Origin of the sequence: Sphingobacterium sp. UBA3549 (genome assembly GCF_002376635.1) — a bacterium.
GTDB lineage: Bacteria > Bacteroidota > Bacteroidia > Sphingobacteriales > Sphingobacteriaceae > Sphingobacterium.
On record NZ_DFOE01000035.1, the window covers coordinates 22,612 to 37,318 of the forward strand.

At 39.0% G+C, this 14,707-nt stretch carries 16 protein-coding genes; 14 read left to right on the top strand and 2 right to left on the bottom strand.

The genetic code is table 11. The features are described from left to right. Positions 1-86 precede the first annotated feature (86 nt). From B2W36_RS17675 to B2W36_RS17705, 7 genes are all read left to right on the top strand, one after another. Entirely contained in the window at positions 87-1,166 is a 1,080-nt protein-coding gene (locus B2W36_RS17675) for a Glu/Leu/Phe/Val family dehydrogenase (protein WP_209574521.1), read from the top strand. 62 nt (positions 1,167-1,228) lie between these two features. Beyond that, positions 1,229-2,176, top strand: coding sequence for a transcription antitermination factor NusB (nusB, locus tag B2W36_RS17680; protein WP_293888996.1), 948 nt, complete (start codon positions 1,229-1,231; stop codon positions 2,174-2,176). Between the two features lie 28 nt (positions 2,177-2,204). Further along, positions 2,205-2,666 carry a DUF1573 domain-containing protein gene (locus B2W36_RS17685; RefSeq protein WP_293879355.1) on the top strand — a complete coding sequence of 154 codons (462 nt, stop codon included), beginning with the start codon at positions 2,205-2,207 and terminating at the stop codon, positions 2,664-2,666. 26 nt (positions 2,667-2,692) lie between these two features. Further along, entirely contained in the window at positions 2,693-3,010 is a 318-nt protein-coding gene (gene yajC, locus B2W36_RS17690; protein ID WP_209574516.1) for a preprotein translocase subunit YajC, read from the top strand. 194 nt (positions 3,011-3,204) lie between these two features. Continuing rightward, a complete protein-coding gene (locus B2W36_RS17695; protein WP_293879352.1) occupies positions 3,205-4,155 on the top strand; it encodes a CdaR family protein in 951 nt (316 codons plus the stop codon). Between the two features lie 10 nt (positions 4,156-4,165). Then, complete coding sequence (gene coaE, locus B2W36_RS17700) at positions 4,166-4,741, top strand: dephospho-CoA kinase (RefSeq protein WP_293879350.1); 576 nt, start codon at positions 4,166-4,168, stop codon at positions 4,739-4,741. A gap of 4 nt (positions 4,742-4,745) precedes the next feature. Continuing rightward, positions 4,746-5,705, top strand: coding sequence for an exonuclease (locus B2W36_RS17705; RefSeq protein ID WP_293879348.1), 960 nt, complete (start codon positions 4,746-4,748; stop codon positions 5,703-5,705). A gap of 143 nt (positions 5,706-5,848) precedes the next feature. Here the strand turns inward: B2W36_RS17705 and B2W36_RS17710 are convergent, their stop codons facing one another. Next, positions 5,849-6,253 (bottom strand): hypothetical protein, encoded by a 405-nt coding sequence (locus B2W36_RS17710; RefSeq protein WP_293888998.1) that lies wholly within the window; start codon positions 6,251-6,253, stop codon positions 5,849-5,851. A gap of 224 nt (positions 6,254-6,477) precedes the next feature. On the opposite strand from B2W36_RS17710, the gene dinB reads away from it, so the two are divergent. The 7 genes from dinB to B2W36_RS17745 all read left to right on the top strand — a co-directional run bounded on the left by dinB (position 6,478) and on the right by B2W36_RS17745 (position 14,452). Continuing rightward, positions 6,478-7,575, top strand: a complete 1,098-nt coding sequence (gene dinB, locus B2W36_RS17715; RefSeq protein WP_293889000.1) for a DNA polymerase IV — start codon at positions 6,478-6,480, stop codon at positions 7,573-7,575. Between the two features lie 142 nt (positions 7,576-7,717). Then, on the top strand, positions 7,718-9,844 hold the full coding sequence (locus B2W36_RS17720; protein WP_293889002.1) for a S9 family peptidase: 2,127 nt from the start codon (positions 7,718-7,720) through the stop codon (positions 9,842-9,844). Between the two features lie 209 nt (positions 9,845-10,053). Then, the gene (locus B2W36_RS17725; protein WP_209574502.1) at positions 10,054-10,860 is read left to right on the top strand and encodes a beta-carotene 15,15'-monooxygenase; all 807 of its coding nucleotides are present in this window, start codon (positions 10,054-10,056) and stop codon (positions 10,858-10,860) included. A gap of 15 nt (positions 10,861-10,875) precedes the next feature. Then, positions 10,876-12,033: a 1-deoxy-D-xylulose-5-phosphate reductoisomerase gene (locus B2W36_RS17730; RefSeq protein ID WP_293879341.1), complete on the top strand. Its 1,158-nt coding sequence runs from the start codon at positions 10,876-10,878 to the stop codon at positions 12,031-12,033. Positions 12,034-12,048: 15 nt separating this feature from the next. Continuing rightward, positions 12,049-13,374 carry an RIP metalloprotease RseP gene (rseP, locus tag B2W36_RS17735; RefSeq protein ID WP_293879339.1) on the top strand — a complete coding sequence of 442 codons (1,326 nt, stop codon included), beginning with the start codon at positions 12,049-12,051 and terminating at the stop codon, positions 13,372-13,374. A 253-nt stretch (positions 13,375-13,627) separates the two neighbouring features. Further along, positions 13,628-13,831 (top strand): YwbE family protein, encoded by a 204-nt coding sequence (locus tag B2W36_RS17740; RefSeq protein WP_070565526.1) that lies wholly within the window; start codon positions 13,628-13,630, stop codon positions 13,829-13,831. A gap of 249 nt (positions 13,832-14,080) precedes the next feature. Continuing rightward, positions 14,081-14,452 (top strand): response regulator, encoded by a 372-nt coding sequence (locus tag B2W36_RS17745; protein ID WP_209574494.1) that lies wholly within the window; start codon positions 14,081-14,083, stop codon positions 14,450-14,452. A gap of 36 nt (positions 14,453-14,488) precedes the next feature. Here the strand turns inward: B2W36_RS17745 and B2W36_RS17750 are convergent, their stop codons facing one another. Next, positions 14,489-14,701: a DUF6965 family protein gene (locus tag B2W36_RS17750; RefSeq protein ID WP_293879334.1), complete on the bottom strand. Its 213-nt coding sequence runs from the start codon at positions 14,699-14,701 to the stop codon at positions 14,489-14,491. Positions 14,702-14,707 lie beyond the last annotated feature (6 nt).

Genomic DNA, 14,707 nt, shown 5'->3' on the forward strand with positions numbered 1-14,707 from the left:
AAAAAGTTGTTAGGCACAACGAATAATTTTCCTACTTTTGCATCAAGTACCTTAAAAAATTAAAACAAATTAGAGTAGTACATTTTATGTCAACATCTCAAAATTCTATTTTTGAATTGATGAGCCAGTCTGGTCATCAAAACTTATTTTTCTGTAATGATGAATTAGTGGGCTTAAAAGCTATCGTTGCGATCCATGATACCACATTGGGACCTGCGATAGGAGGGGTTCGTATGTTACCATACGAAAGTACAGAAGAAGCTATTGAGGATGCTTTACGTTTATCCAAGGCCATTACCTATAAGTCTGCCATCACCGGATTGAATCTCGGTGGGGGAAGTGCTGTGATAATCGGTAATAGCCGTTTGGACAAATCTGAGGTTTTATTGCGCCGTTTGGGCCAGTTTATTGAAGGATTGAATGGTAATTTCATTGCTTCTTTGGACGTAGGCACTACCCAACGCGATCTAGAACATATTTATACGGAGACCGACCACGTTGCTGGTTTGCCAAAAGCAATTCATGGTAGTGGTGTTGGCGATCCTTCGATCTTTGCTGCACAAGGTGTTTATTTTGGGATCAAAGCTTGTTTGAAAGAACTCTATGGGTCGGAGAGTGTAGCGGGCAAAAAGGTCATAGTCCATGGCGTAGGTGGAGTCGGTGAGCGTTTGATTGCGATGTTGCGTGAAGAGAATGCACGCGTGTATGTCAGTGATATTACAGAGGAGAAAATGTTGAAAGTAGCGGCCAAGTACAAAGCCGAGCCAATTCCCTACGGTGAAGTATTTGATCACGATTTTGATGTATATGCTCCTTGTGCATTGGGCGGTACAGTAAATCCAGAATCAGCGCAAAAAATGCAATGCAAAATTATTGCTGGTTCGGCAAATAATCAATTGAAAGATGAATTGATCACCAGTTCAATTCTGCATGAGAGAGGTATATTATATGCTCCAGACTATTTGATTAACGCAGGGGCATTAATTGGCTGTTATTCAGAAATTCAAAACTATGGTGTAGACCACACTGAATTTGTGATTAAAAATATTTATAATGCGACAAGAGACGTATTGAAAAAATCAAAAGAAGAAAATATCTCAACTTTTGAAGCGGCCAATCGCATCGCGGAGAAGCGTATCCAAGATATTAAAAAAATCAAGCGATAGTCTTCATTCCCAAAATCGTTCTTACTTATTATTTTATAAAAAAAATCGTTCTTTAAATTACTATGTTAAACAGGAGACACCTGAGGGTAAAAGTAGTGCAAACGCTTTATGCGTACAGTCTTTCGGAAGACAAAGACATCAAAACATTTGAAAAAGCGCTATTAAAAAATGTGGATGAGGTCTATGAGATGTATATGTGGACACTGAATCTATTAGATGAAGTGTCAGATTACGTCTTAATAGATGCAGAGGGTAGGGCCAATAAATTCTTACCAACTGAAAAAGACTTGTCTTTAACGACCAAGTTAAGTACAAACACTTTTATTGAGTCATTGAGACAAAATCCACAATATGGAGAAGGTGTCAAAAAGTATAAGATTTCATGGAATTTTGATCCGGAGATCGTGCGTACCGTGTTTTTGCAATTAAAGGATTCTGAGGCTTATTTAGAATACTTACAACAAGAAGATCGCTCGATTGGTACGGAAAAAGATATTATCAAACATATCTTTAAAAAAATCATCTTGAAATCGCCGGTTATTGAGCAGGTTTTTGAAGAAAAATTCATCAACTGGCAGGTGGATAAAGAAGTGTTGCAAGCACTTATTGCGAAGACATTTAAGAATTTCAGTTCGGAAGATCCGCGTAGAAATAAACTTGCAGAAATTACACAAAATTGGAATGACGATAGCGATTATATCATTGCATTATTGGGTAAAACGATTCGCAATACAACTGAGTATCAAAAGCTTATCTCTGATAAAACAAAGAATTGGGAGTCAGATCGGATTGCTTTGATGGATACCTTATTGATGCGTATGGCGATATGCGAATTGATTAATTTTCCATCAATTCCCGTGAAAGTAACAATAAATGAGTATATTGAAATTTCTAAGGTATTCAGTACATTGAAAAGTAATACATTTATTAATGGTATCTTAGATAAAATATTGAACGATCTGAACCAGCAGGGAAGAATCCAAAAGGCAGGTCGTGGTTTAAGAGATTAACATCAATTCTGATAAATAATTTATACGAATGAAAAACTTTGGCAAATATTCGGTTTTGGCTTTGCTAGCAATGTTTTTCTTTTCTTGTGGAAATGCAAACAAGGGAAAAGAAGAAGGAGCGAGGATAGCAACTGACACCGCCGCTGCAGATAGCCTTTCTAAAGCTGCAGCACAATTGGGGAAAGTAGAATTTGAAGAATCTGCATTTGATTTCGGTCAGGTAAAGGAAGGTGCGCAGGTAAAACATACCTTTGTGCTTAAAAATACAGGTGATGCACCTGTTATTATCTCGAAAGTGACAGCTTCATGTGGATGTACGCAGCCTGAATTTTCAAAAAGCCCTATTTTGCCGGGGGGAACATCTGAGATCCATGTAACTTTCAACAGTGAAGGACAAGTTGGCAAACAACAGAAGATCATTACGATTCAATCGAATGCTTCAAACGGTTTGACAACCGTGCAGCTAAAAGGCGAAGTATTAGCAAAATAACACATTATTAAACGATATAATTACAAATGAACACAGTATTATTACAAGCAGCGGGTGGCAATTTGATGAGTTTTCTACCAATGGTTTTGATTATCGTGGTATTTTATTTCTTCATGATCAGACCGCAAATGAAGAAGCAAAAAGATCACAAAAAATATATTGAAGAACTTGGTGTAAACTCTAAAGTAGTAACGACAGCTGGTATTCACGGCCGTATTGTAGAAGTATCAGATACTACATTCTTGGTTGATGTAGGTTCGGGCGTTAGAATTCGTTTTGACAAATCAGCAATCGCGTTAGATGCTTCTAAAGCTGCTAACAACACAGAGAAGAGCGCTTCATAAGCTTTTTCGAGAGAGAAATGAAGGCCAGTTTTCTAAGAAAACTGGCTTTTTTTATTTTGGTTTATCAACGGAATGTCCATTTTTGTTAAAGCCCCCGCTGAATAAGAGAAAAATACGATATAAATTTTGTCGTTTTTAAAAGTGAAGTGAAGATTAGAACGCTGATTTTTATGCAAATTGATTAAGTTTGTATCATGGCGAATACAGTTCGAATAAATAAGATCCAACGGCGTAAGATAAATATCTTCATACGTTGTGTTGGAATTTCGTTGTTAGCTTGGCTATTATTTTCGATCTCCAACCAATATACTGTATCCGTCAAGGCGGCGATTGAATACGTTAATCTGCCCGAGAAGCGGGCGTTCCACCCGCAGCAGTCTGATACTGTAAAAGTTAAGTTGGAAATGACGGGATGGCAATTTTTATTTTCAAAAGCTGCTTTGGAAACACCTAAAGTTCAGGTCGACCTAAGCTCATTAAAAACCAAAGATTGGATCGTTTTTTCTAATCAGCTGGGATTTATTAATCGGCAATTTCCGCATGAACAGCGGGTCGTGTCGGTCAGTCCCGATACCTTGTTTTTTGATTTTTCGAAACAGACACAACGTAAAGTGCCTGTAAATCCCCTAGCTAATATTGCATTTAAACGTGGATACGGCTTTATCGCTGAAACCAAAGTTACACCAGCTTATGTGACCATCACCGGGCCTTATGAGGATGTTTCGGCAATTGAATACTGGGAAACCGATACCGTCCGCGGGAAAGACGTGGAGACCGATGTACGAACTGTTGCAAATCTTGCGAGAAACCAAAAAGGGAATATCAATGTTTATCCAACGTCTGTTGAGGTGCTGATGCCAGTAGGTGAATTGACCGAGAAAGTAATCGAATTACCTGTCAAGGTGGAAAATGGACAACGGTATAGTTCGGTCAGGCTTAGTCCAAGTAAAGTTGTTGTCACGGTATTGATGTCCGTAAAAGATTACAATAAGTATACTTCGCGCGATTTTGAGGCGGTGGTAGACCTTTCAGATTGGGAGAAGAATCAGGTACAGTACTTACCCATTTTATTGACCAAAGTTCCTGAATATTGTCAGATAATAAGCATTGTGCCCCAAAATGTAGACTTTTTTGTACGTAAATAACGATATTTTCATGAAGATTGGAATAACAGGCGGAATTGGATCAGGTAAAACATTTATCTGCAAGCTATTTAAAGCCATGGCAGTACCTGTTTATAACGCGGATGAGGAAGCTAAAAAACTGATGAATACCGATATTCGGATTAAAGAACGCTTAATCGCGGAATTTGGAGCGGAGACTTATCCGGACGGGAAGTTGGATCGGGCTTTCTTAGCCCAACGGATATTTTCGGACAGAACGAAGCTCGAACTTGTGAACGGAATTATACACCCTATCGTTATTCAGGAGGCGAAGGAATGGGCAGAACAACAAAAATCCCGTTATACACTCAAGGAGGCCGCCTTACTCTTTGAAAGCGGCTCTTATAAGGATCTTGATTATACTATTCTGGTTACCGCGCCTTTATCCGTACGTGTTCAACGTGTAATGGAGCGCGATAAGGTTACGGAAGGACAGGTCATGGAGCGAATTAATAAGCAACTCTCTGACGAAGAAAAGTTAAAGTTGGCCGACTTTGTCATCGTTAATGATGGCACCACACCATTATTGCCACAAGTGTGGAATCTACATCAAAAATTTTTAAAATAATAGTATGTCTATAATATTGCCTGACTTCTTTGTCAGAAAGCCAGAAGGTTATTACTGCCGTTACGGTGATTTTTTTATCGATGCCAGCAATCCAGTTATGCATAATGTCGTATCTCATGCCCATGGCGATCATGCGAGCTCAGGGCACGACTATGTGTATGCTACCCATGCGACAACTTTGTTTATGAGCCACCGTTATAAACAAAATCGCAAAGACTCCTATCAGGTTAAATTATATAACAGCCCTTTTAAACTCGGTGCCGTCGAGATTACGTTAATACCGGCAGGACATATCCTCGGGTCGGCACAGATTCTAATGGAATATATGGGCGTGCGATATTTGTATACAGGCGATTATAAATTACAGCCCGATGATACCTGTGAACCCATCGAAATGCATCATGCTGATGTATTGATTACTGAAAGTACCTTTGCAAATCCAGCTGTTATCCATCCTGACCCGGCCGAGGAAATCAAAAAATTGGATGGTCACGCCAGCAATATCTTATTGGGTACTTATGTACTGGGGAAGGCGCAGCGAGTTACTGATTTGATCAATAGATACTGTCCGGATAGAAAAGTACTTGTGCATAGTGGAATATTACCGTACCATAGACTGTATGATGCATATGGACTGAAGAAATTAAACTACGAGCCTTATAACAGGAAGGAAATGAAACAGGGCGAACAAAATAAAGTTTATCTGGTTCCCCCAATGACATTTAATAGTTACTTCAGAGCGACCAAAGTATTGCGGGCGTTCGCTTCGGGCTGGAAGCGCCTGCAGGCACAGAATGATATCGAACTCTATATTTCCGATCACGTGGACTGGAACGACATTCTCCAGTATATCAAAATGGTTGATCCTCGGGAAGTATGGACACTCCACGGTGATGGAACGGTTCTGAGAAGTTATTTCAATGATAAAATGATCGTCCGCGACGTCTTTCTGGCACAAGCATAAGTCTGTCAGTGTCGAAGATCTTCTGCAGGGTACACCCATGCCAAGAAAGTGGAGCAACTTATATCTTGGCGTCTCTATAACAGCGCCATACAACTGATTTCGATCGCTCATTTGAAAACTTCGCTGTATGACCAGCGAAGTTTCTATTTCATATTAACAATCTTGTCAACAACATAGACAGTATTTCCGCGCCAAGGAAGCACTCCATGATATTCTTTGTAACGTAGATCGAAATATTTGCCACTGTTTAGCTCCAATTGTTGAAAAACTGAATCGTCTTCAATAGAAAATTCAAATTGATTGCTGGCTATTCCTCCAGTTTTGATGCTTCCAAATCCTTCTTGGATGAGCTTGCCCTCATATGTCTTAAAAATATTACCCTTCCTTACAGCATAATTAAGATAGCCCGACTTGACACCCTCACCGAATACATAATAATATTTCCAGTAGGCATATGAGCCACCCCCGATGAGGATAAAGAGGATCAGGATGAGCAAAAATTTTTTTAATCCGGATTTCTTCTTTTGTTGTTCAGGTAAATTTTCCATTATGTATTTGAATTAAAATGGTTTGAAACAGTTTGTAAAACAATTAGAAATGTATTCTTTCGATACCTTATTGTGTAATTTCATCTAAAGATAAATAATGAACGGCATAAATGCTAGTGGTTTTTATTTAAAGTCAATGAAAAAGGTATTTTGGTGGATGCTAATTCTATTAGTTATTTTCTCCTTGGTGTGTGCTGTTATGCTAATTTTTGTAAATTTGTCTAATGGACTCAGCACGGGTATATCGCAAGATTATTCATTTGGATATGGACGCATTCTATGCATCTGTAGATCAGCGCGACTTCCCCGAATATCGGGGAAAGGCAATCGCTGTCGGCGGATCACCAGATGGGAGAGGGGTGGTTGCGACAGCAAGCTATGAAGCAAGAAAATTTGGTGTCAAATCTGCTATGAGCTCAAGAAAGGCTCTTCAACTGTGCCCTCATATTATCTTCACTTATCCCCGTTTTGATGTTTATCGCCAGGTTTCGTATCAGATCAGGGAGATTTTTCTACGGTATACGGACTTAATTGAACCACTTTCCCTGGATGAAGCATATTTAGATGTTACAGTGGATAAACAGGGAATCGGTTCGGCAATCGATATTGCAAAGGCGATTAAAGGAGCTATAAAGGACGAACTGAACTTAACGGTGTCCGCTGGTGTGTCTGTCAATAAATTTGTAGCGAAAATTGCTTCAGATATGGATAAACCCAATGGTTTGACATTTATTGGTCCTTCTAAAATTGTCAAGTTTATGGAGTCATTGCCCGTAGATAAATTTTTTGGCGTAGGGAAAGTCACTGCAAAGAAAATGCACGAACTGGGGCTGTTTACGGGGCTCGATTTAAAAAAACAGCGTGAAGATGATCTGGTCCGTTGGTTTGGAAAGACAGGTCATTTTTTTTACCGTATTGTCAGAGGTATCGATGACCGTCCAGTTGTTCCTAATCGCAGCAGTAAATCGATTGGTATTGAGGATACTTTTGAGGTGGATGTAGAAGCATTTGAAGAATTAAACAGCATTTTGCATCGACTCTGTAAACAGTTGTGGTTACGTATTGGGAAAAAGGAAGTTTCTGGACGAACGTTAACCTTGAAAGTTAAGTATGCGGATTTTGTGCAGCTGACACGTAGCACAACCATAGAAAGTAGTTTCGACTCCGAAGACAAAATTTACGCCACAGCGCATCGTCTGTTAAACAAGGTTGAGCTGCTAAACAAGGTGCGTCTGTTGGGGGTGTCAATATCCAACTTTGTAGAAGAAACTGATTTTCCAAAGGAAGGTATACAGCTAAACCTTTTTGACCATCATCCTTAGTCAATAATCCGCACTATTGTTCGACTTTTGATAAGCTAAAGAATAAACAGCATGTGAATTAAGCTTGTTACAGGCAAAATCATCGTTATTTGTCACAATTCTTTATCTTAGCCCAAATAATAATAAACATATCCAAAAAGTAATGAATACGGTATCAAGAGTACTCTTAGGTGCGTCTATCGTTTTTTTTGTGCACGAGACTGGTGTTGCGCAGAAGAAATTGGATTTTGCGCAGTCCTGGGGGCAAAAGCAATCTTTGACGGTCCGCACCAATCAGTATCCTGGCTGGGCAGACGGAACAGCTTACCTGGAGAATGATGTAAACGATGGTCGTTTGTATCAGGTCGACGTTAAATCAGGCAACAGAAGTATTTATACAATTCCTGCTAAAGAAGGAACGGTTGTCTACATCGATAACAACGATATCTTCCTAAAAAGCAGTGATGGAGCCGTAAAGAAGCTTACCAATTCGCCTGACATTGCCGAACAAAACCCCACGTTGTCACCAGATGGTAAATATGTGGCTTTCACGCGCAAAAGTAATTTATACAGCGTGGATGTGGTGTCCGGAGAAGAGATGCAATATACACATGATGGTACTGACGTCATTTACAATGGTTGGTCATCTTGGGTGTATTACGAGGAGATTCTTGGGCGTCCGACAAAGTACAAAGCTTTTTGGTGGTCTCCAGATAGTCGTAAGATAGCATTTATGCGGTTCGATGATACAAAGGTTCCGATGTTTCCTATTTATTCGTCGAAAGGTCAGCATGGTTATCTCGAGGAAACAAGATACCCTAAAGCGGGTGACCCGAATCCAGAAGTCAAAGTCGGTATAGTTCATCTTGCTGGGGGCAAAGTTACATGGGCTGATTTTAACGAAAAAGACGATCAGTATTTCGGTCAGCCTTATTGGGCCTTTGATAGTAAAAATCTAATGGTACAGTGGATGAACCGGGATCAGAACAATTTAAAGTTTTATCAGGTCGATCCGAACTCTGGTTTAAAAAAAGAAATCTATGATGAGCGTCAGTCTTCATGGATCAATTTGGATCACGATGAGCGTATAACTTATCTTGCTGATAATAAATATTATATCTTAAAATCGGACAAGTCAGGTTGGGCCCACTATTACCTCTATAAATTGGACGGTACTTTGGTAAATCCCATTACCTCTGGTGAATGGCAGGTGACCGAATTGAAGCGGATCGATGAAAAAAACAAGGTGATCTATTTTACTGCACGTAAAGAAAACTCAGCGCGGTTTGATCTTTACCGTGTGGATTATTCGGGTAAAAATCTCAAACGTCTGACTTTTGGTGAGTACTCACACGATGTTAATGTATCGCCCAATGGCCAGTATTTTATTACTAAATATTCTAATGTAAGTACACCAGATAGATTTGCACTGTTGGATAATCGGGGTAAGGTCGTTAGGCAATTGACGGATAGCAAAGCAGCAGATTTTGCTTCCTATACGTACGGTAAAACCGAATATTTACATATTAAATCGGATGACGGATTGTTCAATCTTCCCCTGACAATAACTTATCCGACAGATTTTGATCAATCGAAAGTTTATCCGGTTGTTTTCAGTATCTACGGTGGACCGGATGCTGGGACAGTAAAAGATACCTGGAAAGGGACAAACAACCAGTATTGGGCTAATGAAGGAGTTATTCAAGTCTCCGCAGATCACCGTGCTTCGGGGCATTTTGGCAAAAAAGGTGTTGCCTATATGCACCGTAATCTTGGTCATTGGGAGATTATTGATTATTCAACCATCGTTAAATGGTTGAAATCACAACCATGGGTGGCTAAAAACAAGGTGCTTATCACAGGCCATAGCTATGGTGGATACATGACCTGTTTAGCGATGACAAAAGCCGCTGATGTTTTTGATTTCGGTATTGCAGGTGCGCCTGTAACGTCATGGGATCTCTATGATAGTCATTACACAGAACGATGGATGGATACACCGCAGGACAACCCGGATGGATATAAGGCCGGATCTGTATTGACTTATGCTAATCATTATAAAGGTGTGTTGCGTATTATGCATGGCGATATGGACGACAATGTACATCTTCAGAATACAATCCAGCTCGTCGATAAATTGACTGATCGAAATGTTCCTTTCGAATTGATGATTTATCCTGGAAGCCGGCATGGATTTGACCGATCGAAAAGCAAATATGATTTTAACGAACGTGCGCGTTTTTACTATCAATATTTACTGGAAAAGCCGCTTCCAAAAGAGTTTAAATAAGCCTAACTAAGGTGAAAATATAGCTTCCCCTGTCACTTCGATAGGGGATTTTTATTTTACGGAGTATTTTCATTTATTCACGCTGCCAAATATTCTCCATCGGGTTCTTCTTTATGTTAAATATGAGAAAAAAAGTGATTTTTCTGTGTGTGTAAATTGTTGAAAATTAAAAAATATGGCATCTTTGTAGAAGTTTATTCAAAGATAAAATGATTCAATTCCTAAAGGAAAGTACTTTTGCCGTTAATGAGGTTTTTAATAAGTCATTGGAGTTGCTGAAAAAGCATTATTTTTCGGTTGCCGGGCTTTGTTTTCTGTTATTTGTGACTTCTGGACTCTCCAATTATCTTGCAACATCGATTAGTGATTTCAATGTAGTGTTGAGTGGTTTTATGGCGTTTTTTTTCATGGTAATGTATTTCGGATTGAATATGACTTTGTTTAAGTATATTTTGAGTCTGATAGATGGAAATCATGATAAGAAACTGATTCAATGTATCCCAAGTTCAAAGGAACTCGTTTACTTTTTCGGAGCTATGCTCAGTATCATGGTGCTTTCAATAATGCTCTTACTGCTATTGGGGGCAGTTTCTTTACCCTTTCTTTATTTGTTTGAAAACGGTGAAAATCGTGTGGAGCTGATGAGCAATTTTACGATGTTTGTCGTTTTTGTGGCAGCCATATTGACCTTTCTCCTGATTATAAGAGTGGCATTTTATCCATTCTTCATTATTGATAAACACGCGGGTACTTTCAAATCTTTGCGTTTTAGTTTTGCACTGACAAAGGGTAACGTGTTTAAACTGTTGTTGATTTTGGCTGTGTTTGCTTTCTTTCAGTTGCTACAGATGTATTTTAATTTTTTAGAATATTACATAATTTTTATTATTTTGAACCTCGTGAGTTCTTTTTTGGTTGTACCTTTAGCTTGCATTGTCGTTTCGGTAGCTTATCGTTCAATGATGGCAGATTATCATGGTGGAGAGGATCCAAAGATTTTAAAAAATATATTTTAATTAATAGCAAAGGTTTTGAGTAAAAAAGGAATTGCCATTTTAGGGGCAACGGGAAGTATAGGCACACAAGCCTTGGATGTTATAAGAGCCTTTCCTAATCAATTTGAAGCAGTCGTTTTGACATGTGGTAGCAACGCATCATTGTTAATTCAGCAGGCTTTGGAGTTTAAGCCCAAAGCAGTTGTTGTAACGGATTCCCTTCAATATAGTTATGTTCAGGACGCCCTAAAAGGGCATAATATCGCTGTTCTTTTAGGTGAATTGGGGTTGGTTGAAGTGGTTCAATATGAAGATGTTGATGTTGTCTTGAATGCGATTGTTGGGTCTGCCGGATTAAAGCCTACTGTGAAAGCGATTCAATCCAAAAAGGATATCGCTTTGGCTAACAAGGAAACACTGGTTGTCGCTGGCGAGCTGATTATGGCTTTGGTGCATGAATATGGCGTTCGAATGCTGCCTGTGGATTCAGAGCATTCGGCAATTTTTCAGTGTTTGACCGGAGAGGAGCATAATCCGATAGAGAAAATCTACATTACCGCTTCTGGCGGGCCTTTTAGAGGTAAAAGTAGAGCAGAGCTTCAATGTGTTACCAAGGCTCAAGCATTGAAGCATCCCAATTGGTCTATGGGAGCCAAAATCACGATTGATTCCGCTTCTTTGATGAATAAAGGCTTAGAAGTCATTGAAGCAAAATGGCTTTTCAATCTGTCGATAGATCAAGTTGATGTCATTGTACATCCTCAATCCATTGTGCATTCCCTGGTTCAGTTTCAAGACGGTTCTATGAAAGCTCAAATGGGGGTACCTGATATGAAATTGCCGATCCAATATGCGTTGACATATCCAGGACGTTTCGAAAATAATTTTGAGCGTTTTAATTTCATGGACTATCCAACGCTCAGTTTCGAAAAAGCAGATATGGAAACCTTCAGAAATCTGGCTCTTGCTTATGAAAGTTTGCGGGCCGGTGGCAATAGAAGCTGCGTATTGAATGCCGCCAATGAAGTCGTTGTAGATGCGTTCTTGAAAGATCGAGTTGGTTTTCTGGAGATGAGTGATGTTATTGAACAGACATTGGATCAAGTACAATTTATTGCTACACCGACGTTGGATGATTATCTGGAAACCGATCGTGTAGCAAGATTAATAACAAAGGAAATAATCAAAGATTAAATTTAAAAAGCATACATGGGTGTTTTAATTATGGTCGGACAAGTGATTCTAGGCTTGTCAATTTTAATTGTTCTACATGAGTTAGGACATTTTTTAGCAGCGCGTGCATTTGGTATCAAGGTAGAAAAGTTTTATTTGTTCTTTGATGCTTGGGGAGTGAAATTGTTTAAATTCAATTATAAAGGATGTGAATATGGTATTGGCTGGTTACCATTAGGCGGTTATGTCAAAATTGCTGGGATGATCGATGAGTCGATGGATACAGAGCAATTGAAGGGTGAACCACAGCCTTGGGAATTTCGATCAAAACCAGCTTGGCAACGTTTGATTGTTATGTTGGGCGGTATTATTGTCAATATTGTGGTCGGTGTTGTTGTTTTTTGGATGCTGACTTTTAAAATGGGCAATACGGATATCAAAATGAACCAGCTTGTAAACGGTATTGTGCCGGGCTCTATTGGTGAATCTATTGGTTTGAAAGCCGGTGATAAGGTGGTCGCAATTGATGGTCACCGCGTAGAGAACTACTCGGAACTGATCAGTTCCAAAGTCTTGATGGGCGGAGTTACACTCGCCGTCGAACGTGGTGGTGTGACTGAAGATGTCAAAGTTCCAGCCGATTTATTAAATACACTTTCTGACAAAAAAGGAGAGAAGTTTATTGAACCACGTGTTAGAACAACAAGTGTTGCTGAAGTTGCTCCAGGATCGGTGGCTAGTAAAATGGGGTTTGTGAAAGGCGACAGCATTATCGCTGTAAATGGTACGCAGGTTCCCTTCTTTGACCAATTTAAGACACAAATAAAAGCGAATATAAATAAAACTGTTGCTATTAAAGTACTGCGTAATGGAGAGGAAGTTTCACTGCAAGGAAATGTTCCTGCTGATGCTATGCTGGGAATAGGCATTAACCGTGATTATTCCATCAAGTCTTTTACAACACAATATACTTTGACAGAGGCATTCCCAATTGGTGCAAAGAAGGCTTTTACAGTGATTACCGATAATGCCAAAGGATTTGGCAAAATTTTCAAAGGTGAAGTGCGTGCTGATAAAGCCTTATCGGGTCCCATTGGTATCGCAACTTTGTTTGGTACGGAGGTAGATTGGATCCGTTTTTGGTCTTTGGTAGGTATGTTATCGATGGCATTGGCATTTATGAACCTATTGCCTATTCCAGCGCTGGATGGTGGGCACGTATTATTCTTATTGATTGAAATGATACAAGGTAAGCCATTGAGCGAGAAATTCCTGGAAAAAGCGCAGATGGTTGGTTTCTTTATTCTTTTGGCTTTAATGGTCTTTATATTCGGAAATGATATTTTTAAGCTCTTTAAATAACTCAATCGATCGCCAGCCGATGCTGACGGCATGTATATCATAAAGTAAAGGGGGGCTAAATTCAAAGTCCCCTTTACTTTATGATATCGGTACGCTTACAGGAAAAGGCTTCGCGTTGTATAATTATCCGCTAGCTGCATTAGCCCCTCATATGTTTTCATTGAATGTATTACAGCCTTTAGGATGAAGATTTTTACAACAATAAATTCTCTATTTATATTGCATTTGAAAAACAATTTTTCTAAGTTTGGTCATGGATGGAAGAAATAGAGCAGATGTAAAGCCTGGTATGTTGGTGAATATCATCTTAAAAAAAGATCAACGTACTGGAAATCTTACAGAGGGGATTGTGAAGGACTTGTTGACCTCATCCTCTTATCATTCGAGAGGAATTAAAGTGAGATTGACGGACGGCCAAATAGGAAGAGTGGCCGAAATTATTGAAGATGACTTTTAGCAGGTGTTCTACTGATCTTCCGCTCTTTTTTATTTAATCTTTCCTCATACTATTTATACGGAAAGATCTGCTACCTATGGTGTTCTTTTTGAATAAATCACATGTAAAGATTGTTGAATTACTAATAGTAGATATTTTGACATAAAACTGCATAATGACATTATTATTACTAAATTTTTCTGTATTTTTTATTTTATTACATATTTATATAATATTGTTTTTATAATTACTAAATGACGGTTTTTTCAAATGGATATCAAAAGTAAATGTACGATTGTCTATGCTGATGATGCATTGATTCATCATATACTGATGCGCGCAATGACTCAATCTCATTTATTGAATTTGGTTTATTGTGCTTCTAATGGGATGGACTTAATTGACTACCTCCATGACAACGGACATGAACTTCCTCAGATATGTATACTGGATCTACATATGCCCGTGCTAAACGGAATAGAAACGGCAAAAATAATGAAAGAAAAGTTTCCCTCCGTCAGAATATTCGGTCTGACATCGAGCAGTGATGAAAATGAACGGATGAAAATGCGGGACGCTGGGGCAGAAGAGATTTTTTCAAAGGAGCAGATGCCTTTATTAATGAAACAACTTGCTTCTTGAATATAAAAAGCTACAAAAAAAAAAGCCTAACATCTGTTAGGCTTTTTCTTTGGTTTCTAAAGCATCCTTGAATTTTAGCAGTCTAATCCAGGACGGACATTTACTTAAGTCTTTTTTCCATAAGCTTACATGGATGAAGCTTGTGCTTAAGAAGCGTTTCACGTCGAAGACTTGCATGTCCTGCTGTATTTCCAGCTTATCAGGAAGGTCTTTGGATTTAAAATATTGTTGTAATTCCTCTGGAGTCATACGACA

What these genes read in the sequence shown, in the direction of transcription:
- B2W36_RS17675 (WP_209574521.1), top strand. Translation starts at nt 87, where the DNA reads ATGTCAACATCTCAAAATTCTATTTTTGAATTGATGAGCCAGTCTGGT.
- B2W36_RS17745 (WP_209574494.1), top strand. Translation starts at nt 14,081, where the DNA reads ATGGATATCAAAAGTAAATGTACGATTGTCTATGCTGATGATGCATTG.
- B2W36_RS17740 (WP_070565526.1), top strand. Translation starts at nt 13,628, where the DNA reads ATGGATGGAAGAAATAGAGCAGATGTAAAGCCTGGTATGTTGGTGAAT.
- B2W36_RS17725 (WP_209574502.1), top strand. Translation starts at nt 10,054, where the DNA reads ATGATTCAATTCCTAAAGGAAAGTACTTTTGCCGTTAATGAGGTTTTT.
- B2W36_RS17695 (WP_293879352.1), top strand. Translation starts at nt 3,205, where the DNA reads ATGGCGAATACAGTTCGAATAAATAAGATCCAACGGCGTAAGATAAAT.
- B2W36_RS17710 (WP_293888998.1), bottom strand. Translation starts at nt 6,253, where the DNA reads ATGGAAAATTTACCTGAACAACAAAAGAAGAAATCCGGATTAAAAAAA.
- yajC (WP_209574516.1), top strand. Translation starts at nt 2,693, where the DNA reads ATGAACACAGTATTATTACAAGCAGCGGGTGGCAATTTGATGAGTTTT.
- nusB (WP_293888996.1), top strand. Translation starts at nt 1,229, where the DNA reads ATGTTAAACAGGAGACACCTGAGGGTAAAAGTAGTGCAAACGCTTTAT.
- rseP (WP_293879339.1), top strand. Translation starts at nt 12,049, where the DNA reads ATGGGTGTTTTAATTATGGTCGGACAAGTGATTCTAGGCTTGTCAATT.
- coaE (WP_293879350.1), top strand. Translation starts at nt 4,166, where the DNA reads ATGAAGATTGGAATAACAGGCGGAATTGGATCAGGTAAAACATTTATC.
- B2W36_RS17705 (WP_293879348.1), top strand. Translation starts at nt 4,746, where the DNA reads ATGTCTATAATATTGCCTGACTTCTTTGTCAGAAAGCCAGAAGGTTAT.
- B2W36_RS17750 (WP_293879334.1), bottom strand. Translation starts at nt 14,701, where the DNA reads ATGACTCCAGAGGAATTACAACAATATTTTAAATCCAAAGACCTTCCT.
- B2W36_RS17685 (WP_293879355.1), top strand. Translation starts at nt 2,205, where the DNA reads ATGAAAAACTTTGGCAAATATTCGGTTTTGGCTTTGCTAGCAATGTTT.
- dinB (WP_293889000.1), top strand. Translation starts at nt 6,478, where the DNA reads ATGGACTCAGCACGGGTATATCGCAAGATTATTCATTTGGATATGGAC.
- B2W36_RS17720 (WP_293889002.1), top strand. Translation starts at nt 7,718, where the DNA reads ATGAATACGGTATCAAGAGTACTCTTAGGTGCGTCTATCGTTTTTTTT.